The sequence below is a fragment of the Burkholderia sp. WTPI3 genome (genome assembly GCF_021483755.1).
Classification (GTDB): domain Bacteria; phylum Pseudomonadota; class Gammaproteobacteria; order Burkholderiales; family Burkholderiaceae; genus Burkholderia.
This window is the reverse complement of the sequence record NZ_JAGIXF010000013.1, coordinates 1-12,333: the sequence shown is the minus strand read 5'-3', so window position 1 is coordinate 12,333 and position 12,333 is coordinate 1. Positions and strand designations below refer to the sequence as shown.

Sequence of the window (12,333 nt, the reverse complement as noted above, 5' to 3'; positions counted from 1 at the left end):
GTCATGGGTATCGACGAAACACCGAAATGGCCGCTGATGTCGATCCGCGAAGTGGCCGCGCGCAGCGGCGTACCGGCGTCGACGCTGCGCTTCTACGAAACGCGCGGGCTCATCAAGTCGCATCGCAACGGTTCGAGCCATCGCCACTATTCTCGCGCGGTGCTGCGGCTGATCGCGTTCATCGTGTTCGCGCAGAAGATCGGCTATTCGCTCGACGAAATCGCCGAACAGCTCGTGAGCCTGCCGGAAGACGCCGCGCCGACCAACAAGGACTGGCAGCGGCTGTCGCGCGGCTGGAAGCAGCGTGTCGCGAGCCGGATCGAGGAACTGCAGCGGCTCTACATCAATCTCGACGAATGTATCGGGTGCGGCTGCCTGTCGCTGAAACGCTGCAAGCTGACCAATCCCGAGGACCGCGCGGGCCGCAACGGGCCCGGCGCGCGGCGCTGGCTCGGCGATACGCCGCCCGAAATCGACTGACTCAGGCGGCCGGCGCCGCGCCGGCCTTCGCTGTCACCCCGCCCGCCGCCGTTCACCGCGGCAGGCGGTCGACACCCTGGGGCTCGTCGCGGCGACATGACTGCGCGCGCGACGCGCGCGGCGCTCAGACGCGCAGGATGCCGAGCGCGACGTCGAGCACGGCCTGGCGGAACGCATCCCGCCGCGTGGGCAGCGACGTGAACTCCAGCATCATGTGGCTGTACGACACCGTCATGCCGACCGCGCTCGCGATCATGAAGAACAGCACGTTCGGATCGACCGGACGGATCTCGCCGGCCTCGACCGCGTCCGCCAGCAGCGGAAACATCGCGTCGTGATACGGGCGCACGATCCGCTGTTGCAGGCAATCGAGCCGACCGCCCTCCTCGGTCGCCGCCGTCGAGAAGAACATGCCGATGTCCGGCTCCTCGAATTCGTGATCGACGCACAGCTCGATCGCGCGCCGCACGCGCTCGCGATGCGGCAATGACGACGTGCGCAGCGCGCGCAACGCGTCGAACATCGGTCCGGCCAGATCGGCGATCTGCTCGACGACGGCCAGCCACAACGTTTCCTTCGTGCCGAAATGATGGGCGATCAGCGCCGCGTCGATGCCCAGCTCGCGCGCGACTTCGCGCACGCTCGTCGCATCGTAGCCGCGCTTCGCGAACGTGCGGCGCGCGGCGCGCAATATCACGTCCGGACCGACGGACGCATCCGCCAGCGGCCGCCCGCGCGTACGCCGCTTCGATGGCGCGCGCTCAGTGACTTCAGCCACGTTTTCCTGCTCCCGTTGATTGAATCGAATGCCCATGTTCGGGCCCCGGTTTCGCATGCTTGCCACCGGGCTGCCTGCCACGCTCCGTTGACACGCGAAGTCGAGAGGCGCTACGATCATACATTATTCATCACTTGATGATTTATTCATGACAACCCCTACTCGCATCGTGATCGTGGGCGGCGGCATCGCCGGATTGCAGCTGGCGACCCGTCTGGGCGAACGTCTCGGCCGCGCGGGGCGCGCACAGGTCACCGTCGTCGACCGCAGCCCGACTCACGTATGGAAGCCGATGCTGCACACGATCGCGGCCGGCACGCGCGACGTGCAGCAACAGCAGGTCATCTTCCTCGCGCATGCACGCGATCACGGCTACACGTACCAACCCGGAGAGCTGACGGGCCTCGATCGCGCGCGCCGCCGCGTGCAGCTCGGCGAAATTCGCTCGCAGGACGGCGAACGCGTGATCGACGCGCGCGAGATCGAATACGACGTGCTGATCCTCGCGCTCGGCAGCCAGGCCAACGATTTCGGCGTGCCTGGCGTGCTCGAGCACTGCTACTTCATCGACAGCCAGCAGCAGGCCGAAACCTTCAACGAAGCACTGCGGATGCGCGTGTTCCGCAGCATCGCGCGCGACGAGCCGTTTCGCGTCGCGATCGTCGGCGCGGGGGCGACGGGCGTGGAACTGGCGGCGGAGCTGAGCCGCCTGCTCGAAGTGGCGCAAGCCTATGGCGATGCGACGGTGCGCGAGCGGCTGCAGCTCACGCTGCTCGAAAGCGGCCCGCGCATCCTGGCCGCGTTTCCGCCGAAAATTTCCGCGTCCGCGCAGCGGCGGCTCGAGCAGATCGGCTTTCATGTGCTGACATCGACGCGCGTGACCGCAGCCGACGCAAACGGGTTCCACTACGGCGACGGTTCGTTTGCCGAAGCGGATCTGATGGTGTGGGCGGCCGGCGTGAAGGCGCCCGACTTCATGCAGGTGCTCGGCGGGCTCGACACGAACCGCGCGAACCAGGTTCTGGTGCGGCCCACGCTGCAGGCCACGGCCGACGAGCACGTGTTCGCGATCGGCGATTGCGCGAGCCTGCAGCCCGACGCCCAGGCACGGCCGCTGCCGCCGACCGCGCAGGTCGCGACGCAGCAGGCCGAGCATCTCGCGAAGCACCTGCCCGCGTGGCTCGACGGCAAACCGATACCGCCATTCGCGTTTCACGATTTCGGCGCGCTCGTGTCGATCAGCGACTACGACGCGTTCGGCACGCTCGGGCAGTTCGGGTTCTTTCGCGGCGGTTTCATCCAGGGGCGCTTCGCGCAATTCAGCCACCTGATGCTGTACCGGCGGCACCAGCAGGCGCTGCACGGATTCTCCAAGGCGACCTTGCTGTGGATCGCCGAACGGATCAACGGCTGCGTGCAGCCGCGCATCCGCCTGTCGTGATGCCACGCGTCGCGGCATCGCGTAACGTTTCGAGGAAAGCAGACATGAACGACAGTGCAGCGCCCTGGCTCATGACCGTTGCCGCGATCGGCAGCTTCGACATGCCCCCCGTCTCGTGGGGCGGCCCGCGACGGCGCAGCGTCACGCGCGACCGGTTACCGTCGTGGGATCCGACGAACAAGCCGACCATCAGCGTGCTCGAACGGCCCACGGCCGACACCGTGATGATTTCGTGGTGCGATGCGTGCACCGGCCATTACGGCTATCAGAAGTGGCGACTGTTCACGACGCGCAAGCGCGGCGTCTGCGCGCTGTCGGGGCGGCCAATCCTGGCCGGCGACAGCGTCTACGCACCCCAATTGCTCGGCTCGGCGCCCGGCAATGCCGCCGCGATGGTGCTTGCGGCATGCATTGACATCGCGGTTTCCGAGACGGCCGATGCGTGACGCGCCTGGTCAGATCATCTGTTATCCGAATGATTTTCCCGGCATGCAATGCCGAGGGTGAAGATCCCGCACGGACTTCGACGCGTTCGATCGCGAGCCGCGCGAACCAAACCGGCCGCTCACATCCCGTGCGGCGGGTGTCAGGCCGATATCGGCAGGGTCGGCTTCGCCGGCCGGCGAGCGCCTGAACGGCCGCTTCGTCGTTGTCGACGACGATCGGCCACGTCCCGTCATGCACGCGATGACGTGACCGGGCGCGGCAAGTATTGATACCGCCGTCCATCTCGCTTCGCTGCAAACCGGCCGGGAATGCAATATATTTCGCTCGCGACCGTCGCGAGTGCCGGCCATCGAACCCGGCAGCCGTTCAATTGCGGAAGCGCCCCGCACTCGCCACCGACCGACGCCTGCAATCAACCAGGCCCAACCGTATCAGCGACGTATGCTTGCAAAGAAATCCCGAATCCTCATCGCGGCCGCCGCCATTTTCGCGGCTCATGCACACGCCCAATCGACCGCGCCGGCGCCGGTTCCCGAACGACTCCCGTACGACATTCCGTATGGCCCGCCCATTACGCTCGCGCAGGCACGGACCGTCATTGCTGCGGCCGAAGCCGAAGCGCGGCACCGAAACTGGAAATACGCGGTCGTCATCGTCGATAGCGGCGGCAATCTGATTTCGTGCGACAAAATGGACGGCACGCAACTCGCGTCCGTCGAGATCGCCGAAGCCAAGGCGCGCGCGTCGGTACGTTTCCGCAGGCCGACCAAGGATATGCAGAACGCGATCAACAACGGCGGCGCGACCGGCAACCTCAGCATTCCGGGTATTCTCGCCGGCGAAGGCGGCATTCCGATCGTGATCAGCGGGCAATTGATCGGCGCGATCGGCACCAGCGGCGGCGCGGGCGTGCAGGACAGCGTGATCGCGGCTGCCGGTGCGGCGGCAATCAAGTAAATCGCACGCAACAGGCAGATTCTCGACGAAACGATTATTCCTTCAAAAGAATAATCCAATCATGACAATTTAATTACAGCCGACTCTCGCATATCCGAGGCCGGTTGCGGCCCGGCGGATTAACCGTGCGTCGGCCGGCATTCGGCGCCCGATCCCATCGCGAAAATACGCGATCCGGGCAATATCGCTACACTCCTCCCCGCCCGATAAAAATTTGAACGGAGCATTGGATGCGAAAATGGAACCGGTTCCATTTTCGCATGCCCGGATTATGCCCCGCCTTGACAGATAAAAAGCCGATTCTCACGGCATGTGGCATTCTCCGTTCAGCCGGTCATGATCGTTTGCCGGTGTGTTCGGATGCGTGACGCAATGCTGTGAAGGAAGACATTCCGGTCGTTGCGACCGGGAGCGACTCCCCTCGCGGAATCTTCGAAGAAAGAAAATATCTCTCGCAAAAAGACGAAAACGACATGGCCCCACACGATCATGAAAGGCGCGTCGCTGCACGCGCCGGCGTTACCCGGAGAACGGCGCTGAAAGTGATGGCGGCGGCACTGACGCAAGTCGGGCTGTTGACCGCCTCCCCCGGATCCGCCTTCGCGCAGCAGCCGTCGCTCGACGGCAAAACCTTTCTCGCACTGTCGAAAGCGCTGACAGGCCATGCGAATCTCGACCTGACGACGGCCTCGCGCCTGGTCGCCGCCTTCAGTCGCACGGATGCCGGTTTTGCCGCGCGTGCGACCGCGCTGGCGCAACGCGTCCGCGCCGGCCAGACACCCACGCAACTGCTGGCCGATGCCGACAGCGCCGGTCTGCATGACACGGCGCTCGCGATCGTCGCCGCGTGGTACACAGGCACCGTCGGACATGGCCAGAAGGCCGTCATGGTCGCCTATGCCGATGCGCTGATGTACGACACCGTCCAGGACGGGATGAGCGCACCGACCTATTGTTCGAACGGCCCGCTGTGGTGGACCGCCGAACCGCCGCCGGCCGATGTCGCGCCGCCCCGCTCCCGCAAAAGCACGCCTGAATCCCATGAGAACTCCTGTCTTTGAATCGAACGGCGACGTGTCGGCCGACGTCGTGATCGTGGGCTCCGGCGTGGTGGGCGGCCTGATCGCCGATCAACTCGTCAGCCAGGGCCATTCGGTGCTGATCATCGAATCCGGCCTGCGCATCGAACGCGCGCAGGCGGTCGAGAACTGGCGCAACATGCCCTTCGACAATCGCGTGGGCTCCGACTTCCAGGGGCTCTACCCGCAGGCGCCGAACGCGCCGGCCCCGCTGTATTTTCCGAAGAACAACTACGTCGGCCTGAGCGGCCGCGACGGCCAGAGTTTCCAGCAGGGTTATCTGCGCACGGTCGGCGGCACGACGTGGCACTGGGCCGCGTCGAGCTGGCGCCACCTGCCGGTCGATTTCCGGATGAAGTCGACGTATGGCGTCGGCCGCGACTGGCCGATCTCCTATGACGAGCTCGAGCCGTACTATTGCCGCGCGGAAGAGCAGATGGGCGTCGCCGGGCCGAGCGATCCGGCCATGCAGTCGCCGTCGCAGCGCAGCCGCCCGTATCCGATGGACATGGTGCCGTGGGGCCATGGCGACCGGCGCTTCGCCGAAGTCGTCAACGCGCATGGCTACCAATCGATCCCGATTCCGCAGGCGCGCAGCACGCGGCCGTGGCACGGCCGCCCGGTCTGTTGCGGCAACAACAACTGCCAGCCGATCTGCCCGATCGGCGCGATGTACAACGGCATCCATCACATCGAGCGCGCGGAGCGCAAGGGCGCGAAGGTGCTCGCCGAATCGGTCGTCTACAAGATCGACACCGATGCGAACAATCGCGTGACGGCCGTGCACTGGTACGACACGTCGCACAAGTCGCACAAGGCGAGCGGCAAGATGTTCGTGCTCGCGTGCAACGGCATCGAGACGCCGCGCCTGCTGCTGCTCGCCGCGAACGAGCGCAATCCGCACGGCATCGCGAACGGCTCGGACCAGGTCGGCCGCAACATGATGGATCACTCGGGCTTCCACTGCACGTTCCTCGCGAACGAGCCGATGTGGCTCGGCCGCGGCCCCGCGCAGAGCAGCTGCATCGTCGGCCCGCGCGACGGCGATTTCCGCGGGCAATATTCGGCGAACAAGATGATCCTGAACAACATCTCGCGCGTCGGGCCGGCCACGCAGCAGGCGCTGAAACTCGGCCTGGTAGGCAAGGCGCTCGACGAGGAAATCCGGCGCCGCGCGATCTACGGCGTCGACCTGTCGATCAGCCTGGAGCCGCTGCCCGATCCGAACAACCGCCTGACGCTCAGCAAGACGCGCGTCGATCCGCTCGGCCTCGCGTGCCCCGACATCCACTACGACGTCGGCGACTATGTGCGACGCGGCTACGACGCGGCATGCAAGCAGCTCACGCATATCGGCAGCCTGTTCGACGCCGTCGAGTTCAACATCACGACGTCGCTGAACGCGAACAATCACATCATGGGCGGCACCATCATGGGCGCCGATCCGAAGAGCTCGGTCGTCGACGGCGACTGCCGCGCGCATGACCATGCGAACCTGTGGCTGCCGGGCGGCGGCGCGATGCCGTCGGCGTCCGTCGTCAACACGACGCTGTCGATGGCGGCCCTTGGCCTGAAGGCCGCGGATTCGATTTCCGCCAGCCTCGCGAAGGGTTGATGCGATGAAACACACGATCCAACGACAACTTCGCACGCTGCGCGCCGCCGGCTACGGCGCAGCCATCGCACTCGGACTGTTCGGCGGCGGCACGCCCGCGTTCGCGCAGGAGGCAACGGCCGGCACGACACCGACTTCAGCCGATGCGGCGCTGATCGAAAAAGGCCATCAGCTCGCGATCGCGGCGGACTGCATGGCCTGCCATACGGCGCTCGACGGCGGCAAGCCGTTCGCGGGCGGCTACGGCATCGCGTCGCCGATGGGGCAGATCTATTCGAGCAACATCACGCCGTCGAAAACGGCCGGTATCGGCAACTACACCGAGGCGCAGTTCGCCCGAGCGCTGCGCGAAGGCGTGCGCGCGGACGGCGCACGCCTGTATCCGGCGATGCCGTATACGTCGTACAGCGGCCTCGCCGACGACGACGTGCTCGCGCTTTACGCGTACTTCATGCACGCCGTGAAGCCGGTCGACGATCCCGCCCCCGTGACGAACCTGCCGTTCCCGTTCGGCATGCGCACCGCGATGGCGGGCTGGAACATGCTGTTCCTGACGAACAAGCGTTTCGAGGCCGACCCGGCGCACGACGCGCAGTGGAATCGCGGTGCGTACCTGACCACCGTGCTCGCGCATTGCAGCGCGTGCCACACGCCGCGCAACGCGCTGATGGCCGAAGACTTCGGCCGCAACCTGGGTGGTGCTCAGCTCGGCGCGTGGTATGCGCCGAACATCACGTCGGATCCGGTGAGCGGGATCGGCGCGTGGACCGACGGCGAGCTGGTGTCGTACCTGAAGACCGGCCGCGCCCCCGGGAAGAACCAGGCAGCCGGCCCGATGGCGGAAGCCGTGCAGAACAGCCTGCAGTATCTGTCGGACGCGGACCTGCAATCGATCGTCACGTATCTGCGCAGCACGAAGCCGATCCGTGACGAGCGCGAGTCTGTACCGGCATTCACGCACGGCAGCGCAGTCAGCAGCGAAGCAACGTTGCGCGGCACGTCCGCGTTGAATGCGAACGGCACGCTGACGACGGGCGCGGCGCTGTTCAGCGGCTACTGCGCGAGCTGTCACCAGGCCAACGGCAAGGGCAGCCCGAGTCAGGCGTATCCGTCGCTGTCGAACAACACCGCCACGGGCTCGCGCAATCCGTCGAACCTGATTGCCGCGATCCTGTACGGTGTCGACCGCGACGCAGGCGGCCAGCACGTGCTGATGCCGTCGTTCGGCGAGGATTCGTATGTCCAGCCGCTGAAGGACGATCAGGTCGCCGCGATCGCGAACTATGTGCTCGCGCAGTACGGCAATGCCGACGTGACCGTGACGCCGGACGATGTGGCCGTCGTGCGCAGCGGCGGCCCGGTTCCGCTGCTCGTGCGGGCCCGGCCGCTTATGCTGCCGGCGCCGGTGCTTGTCGTGCTGCTGATCGCACTCGTGATCATGGTCCGGCGACGCCGCGCGCGTCGCGTGGCGCGCGACGGCGTGCCGCCCGGCCAGAGCGCGGCCTGATCGGCTGCGGCCTTGTCACGATGCCGCCGGACGTTCGCCGCGGCAGCCGTGACTGACGGCATGAACGCGCTGTAGTCGTCAGAGGTTGCCGCGATGCGCGGCAACCTCGCGAACCGCCGGTTGTCCCGGCGCGTGATGCCTCATCGTTCGCAAACGCAAGCTCGGACCAGGCTTGCCCGACCGGCGTCAGGCGCGGCCCCGTCGATCTGCCGTTCCAGTTCGGCGTCGAGATGCGCGGCATGCGCTGCGGCCTCGGACTCCGATATCAGCGCCCCTTCCCACTTCGCGACCACCGCGCTGGCGATCGAATTACCCACCGCATTGGTAGCCAAGCGCCCCATGTCGAGGAAGGTGTCGATGCCGAGAATCAGCAGCAGCCCGGCTTCGGGAATGTCGAACTGGTGCAGCGTCGCCGCGATCACGACGAGCGATGCGCGCGGCACGCCGGCCATCCCCTTCGACGTCAGCATCAGGATCAGCAGCACCGTGATCTGCGCGCCGAGCGACAGGTGGATGTCGTACGCCTGCGCGATGAACAGCGACGCGAACGTGCAGTACATCATCGAGCCGTCGAGGTTGAACGAATAGCCCATCGGCATCACGAAGCTCGAGATCTTGCGCCGCACGCCGAAGGGGCAGGAATTGAAGGGCGAAGGACGCGCGCCGGTGCCGTGCCAGGGCGCGCGTGTTGCGGGTCGGTCGTGCCCGGCATGCCGGGCCGCCGCCGCGCTTGCTGCTGCGAAAGGGACCACGAAAGGGACTGCGAAAGTCCGCGACCGGACGCGCTGCCGCCGCCCCGGCGTTCGCGCGCGGGGCGAACGCCGGTTACAGCCGTTCAGCATGCTGCGCGCTGGAGCGCGCCCGGGATCAGTACCCGATCGCCGAACCGGCCGGGCGGCGCGGATCGTTGAAGCCGTACACGAAGCCGACGCGCACGTTGCCGGAGACCGACGAGTCGTTGCCGGAGCTCTGGCGGCTCGCCGCTTCGGTGCCGGGCAGGCCGACCAGGATCAGTTCGGCGGCGCCCCACGGCGTCTGCTCGACCATCTTGTAGCCCATGTTGTGCAGGATCGCGAGTGTGTCGGGCGACAGGCCGTAGGTTTCGTAATAAACCTCGTCCGGCAGCCATTGATGATGAATACGCGGCGCATCGACCGCGTCCTGCGGCGCCATCCCGTAGTCGATCACGTTCAGCACGGTCTGCAGCGTGATCGTGATGATCCGCGAGCCGCCCGGCGAGCCGACCACCATGAACACCTTGCCATCCTTCTTCACGATGGTCGGCGCCATCGACGACAGCGGACGCTTGCCCGGCGCGATCGAGTTGCGCGTGCCTTGCACGAGGCCGAACATGTTCTGCGCGCCGATCTTGACCGTGAAGTCGTCCATCTCGTCGTTCAGGAAGAAGCCCGTGCCCGGCGCGATGACCACGGCGCCGAAGCGGCCGTTGACCGTATACGTCGTCGACACCGCGTTGCCGTCGTGGTCGATGATCGAGTAATGCGTCGTTTCCGGCTTCTCGTGCACTCCGACGCCCGGCTGCACGTCGACCGACGGCGTCGCCGTGTCGGCGTGGATGCTCTTGCGGATCTGCGCCGCGTATTCCTTGCTCGTGAGCTTCGCGATCGGGTTGTCGATGAAGTTCGGGTCGCCCAGCAGCGTGTTGCGATCCTCGTAAGCATGGCGCATCGCTTCGGTCATGTAGTGGATCGACGCGGCCGAATGGTAGCCAAGCTTGCGCATGTCATACCCTTCGAGGATATTCAGCGTCTCGCACATCGTCACGCCGCCCGAGCTAGGCGGCGGCGCCGACACGAACTCGTAGCCGCGATACGTGCAGGTCAGCGGCGCCATGTCCTGCGCGCGATATGCCGCGAAATCCGCCGCCGTGATCAGCCCGCCGCCGCGCTTGGCCGCCGCTTCGACGATCTTCGGGATCTCGCCGTGATAGAACGCGTCGGGGCCCTGCTCCGCAATGCGCTCCAGCGTGCGCGCGAGGTCCTTCTGCACCAGGCGGTCGCCCGGCTGCAGCGGCGAGCCGTCCGGGCGCAGGAAGATGCGCGCGGCGTCCGGGTCCTTCTTGAAGCGGTCGATCGTCGTGTCGAGGATGTCCGTATCGGCACGCGTCAGCACGAACCCGTCGCGCGCGAGCCGGATCGCCGGCTCCATCACCTGCTTGCGGGTCAGCTTGCCGTACTTGCGCTGCGCGAGATCGAGGCCCGCGACCGTGCCCGGCACGCCGACCGCGCGATATCCGTACAGGCTGTCGTCCGGAATGACGTTGCCCTTCGCATCGAGGTACATGTTCGCCGAAGCTGCCGCCGGCGCCGTTTCGCGGAAGTTGATGAACCGGTCGCGGCCGTCGGCCAGGTGAACGGTCATGAAACCGCCGCCGCCGATGTTGCCGCAGCACGGGTTGGTCACGGCCTGCGCGTAGCCGACCGCCACCGCGGCGTCCACCGCGTTGCCGCCTTCCTTGAGGATGTCGACGCCGATCTGCGACGCGAAATGCTGCGACGACACGACCATGCCGTTCTTCGCTTCGACCGCGGGTTCCGACGCCGCGAACGCGCACACGCTCATGGCCGACAACAGGGTGAGTACTACGAGCCGCCTCATGACGGAATCCTCCAGACAATTCAAATAACCGGGCCATGCCGGGATGCGCGACCCGCCAACAGGCGGGTCGTCACTGCCGATCCGGAATGTAATGAACAATACATTTCGACAAGACCGCGATCATAGCACTCGCATTTTCATGCCAAAACATAGGGTATTCACTGAATTTTTCTCGAAGACTTGCGCATCAGGCGGTCTATCATGTTTGCTTTATTACACATCAAAAGAAATGCGTCGACGGATGATATGTCCCTCTAATCGGCAGCCGCACGCGGCCCGTGGCGTGCCGATCGGCTAACATGCGTGGAGTCGCCGGCAGACGCAGGTCTGCCGTTTGTCATTCAGATACGAGAAAGCCGGAGTGCCCGATGGGGACAAGCATCAGGGCGTTGCTGCTATCCCAGATGGATAGCTTTACGCCGTCGGAACAGAAGGTCGCGCAGGCGTTGCTGGATCGCTACCCGAGCCTCGGGCTCGGGCCGATCGCGAGCTTCGCGAAGCAAGCCGAAGTCAGCGACCCGACCGTGTTCCGCTTCGTCGTGCGGATCGGCTTCCCTAACTACTCGTCGTTCCAGCAGGCGTTGCACGACGAGATCGACACGGCGATGAACTCGCCGCTCGCGCGCATGGATGCGTTCCACTCGGAATTCGGGATGCGCGACAGCCATGCGGCGATCTTCCAGCGGCTCTCGCAATCGCTCGCGACGACGATCGAAGGACTCGACGCGGCCGCCTTCGACCAGGCCGTGACGCTGCTGGCCGATCCGGACGTACGCGTCTTCTGCGGCGGCGGGCGGTATACGGCGCCGCTCGCGTCGCTGTTTTCGTTCACGCTCGCGTATGCGCGGCCGCACGTTCAATACGTCGAGCCGAACGTGAATCTCTCGTCCGTCGCGCTGGCCGACATGGGGCCCGGCGACGTGCTGGTCATTTTCGATTTCCGCCGCTACCAGAAGGACAGCATCCGGTTCGCGCAGGCCGCGCACCAGCTCGGCGCGCGCGTGCTGCTGATCACCGACGAATGGCGTTCGCCGATCAGCGCGTTCGCGCAGATCGTGCTCCGGATCCTCGGGCGGCCGTTCGCGATGCTGCAGACGAATGTGCCGGCTCTGGCGCTGGCCGAAGCACTCGTGATCGGCGTGACGAACCAGCTTCCGGAACTCGCGCGGCAGCGGATGGAGAAGATCGAGCGGCTCAATACCGGCGGTATCGAGCTGGATCCGAACCTGCGGGATTTGCCCGAATGACGGTCGCGAATCGCCATTCGGGCGCGGGGGTCAGCTTTCGACATCCTCGAGGCTGAACACCTCCGTCTTGTCGTTATACGAAAACACTTCGCCGTAACGGCCCCAGTCGATCACCGCATCCAGCGTTTCCTCTGCCGCTTCATCCGACAGGAAATCCTCCAGC

At 65.8% G+C, this 12,333-nt stretch carries 11 protein-coding genes and 1 pseudogene; 8 read left to right on the top strand and 4 right to left on the bottom strand.

The annotated features are described in order from the left end of the window. Nucleotides 1-3: 3 nt before the first annotated feature. Entirely contained in the window at nucleotides 4-480 is a 477-nt protein-coding gene (gene soxR, locus J7024_RS09410; RefSeq protein WP_124828411.1) for a redox-sensitive transcriptional activator SoxR, read from the top strand. Between the two features lie 124 nt (nucleotides 481-604). Here soxR and J7024_RS09405 read toward each other — a convergent pair whose 3' ends face one another. Beyond that, the gene (locus tag J7024_RS09405; protein ID WP_124828412.1) at nucleotides 605-1,258 is read right to left on the bottom strand and encodes a TetR/AcrR family transcriptional regulator; all 654 of its coding nucleotides are present in this window, start codon (nucleotides 1,256-1,258) and stop codon (nucleotides 605-607) included. 148 nt (nucleotides 1,259-1,406) lie between these two features. Between J7024_RS09405 and J7024_RS09400 the strand changes: the two genes are divergently transcribed. The 6 genes from J7024_RS09400 to J7024_RS09375 all read left to right on the top strand — a co-directional run bounded on the left by J7024_RS09400 (nucleotide 1,407) and on the right by J7024_RS09375 (nucleotide 8,304). Then, nucleotides 1,407-2,699, top strand: coding sequence for an NAD(P)/FAD-dependent oxidoreductase (locus J7024_RS09400; protein ID WP_234744999.1), 1,293 nt, complete (start codon nucleotides 1,407-1,409; stop codon nucleotides 2,697-2,699). Between the two features lie 44 nt (nucleotides 2,700-2,743). After that, the gene (locus J7024_RS09395; RefSeq protein ID WP_124828414.1) at nucleotides 2,744-3,145 is read left to right on the top strand and encodes a DUF3331 domain-containing protein; all 402 of its coding nucleotides are present in this window, start codon (nucleotides 2,744-2,746) and stop codon (nucleotides 3,143-3,145) included. A gap of 340 nt (nucleotides 3,146-3,485) precedes the next feature. Continuing rightward, nucleotides 3,486-4,103: a GlcG/HbpS family heme-binding protein gene (locus tag J7024_RS09390; RefSeq protein ID WP_233410025.1), complete on the top strand. Its 618-nt coding sequence runs from the start codon at nucleotides 3,486-3,488 to the stop codon at nucleotides 4,101-4,103. Nucleotides 4,104-4,480: 377 nt separating this feature from the next. Beyond that, nucleotides 4,481-5,164 carry a sorbitol dehydrogenase family protein gene (locus J7024_RS09385; RefSeq protein ID WP_234744998.1) on the top strand — a complete coding sequence of 228 codons (684 nt, stop codon included), beginning with the start codon at nucleotides 4,481-4,483 and terminating at the stop codon, nucleotides 5,162-5,164. Beyond that, the gene (locus J7024_RS09380) at nucleotides 5,145-6,797 is read left to right on the top strand and encodes a GMC family oxidoreductase (RefSeq protein WP_098551642.1); all 1,653 of its coding nucleotides are present in this window, start codon (nucleotides 5,145-5,147) and stop codon (nucleotides 6,795-6,797) included. Before J7024_RS09385 ends, J7024_RS09380 begins: the two co-directional genes overlap by 20 nt. A gap of 4 nt (nucleotides 6,798-6,801) precedes the next feature. After that, nucleotides 6,802-8,304, top strand: coding sequence for a cytochrome c (locus tag J7024_RS09375; protein ID WP_175796469.1), 1,503 nt, complete (start codon nucleotides 6,802-6,804; stop codon nucleotides 8,302-8,304). A gap of 140 nt (nucleotides 8,305-8,444) precedes the next feature. On the opposite strand, the pseudogene J7024_RS09370 reads toward J7024_RS09375, so the two are convergent. Both J7024_RS09370 and ggt read right to left on the bottom strand, forming a co-directional pair. Continuing rightward, nucleotides 8,445-8,936, bottom strand: a pseudogene (locus J7024_RS09370) (dicarboxylate/amino acid:cation symporter); the annotation flags it as partial. A gap of 235 nt (nucleotides 8,937-9,171) precedes the next feature. Continuing rightward, complete coding sequence (ggt, locus tag J7024_RS09365; protein ID WP_124828416.1) at nucleotides 9,172-10,923, bottom strand: gamma-glutamyltransferase; 1,752 nt, start codon at nucleotides 10,921-10,923, stop codon at nucleotides 9,172-9,174. Between the two features lie 368 nt (nucleotides 10,924-11,291). Between ggt and J7024_RS09360 the strand changes: the two genes are divergently transcribed. Further along, the gene (locus J7024_RS09360; protein WP_175750393.1) at nucleotides 11,292-12,170 is read left to right on the top strand and encodes a MurR/RpiR family transcriptional regulator; all 879 of its coding nucleotides are present in this window, start codon (nucleotides 11,292-11,294) and stop codon (nucleotides 12,168-12,170) included. Between the two features lie 30 nt (nucleotides 12,171-12,200). Here J7024_RS09360 and J7024_RS09355 read toward each other — a convergent pair. Next, nucleotides 12,201-12,333: AAA-associated domain-containing protein (locus J7024_RS09355; RefSeq protein ID WP_234745012.1), on the bottom strand; the 133-nt coding region annotated here is incomplete at its 5' end.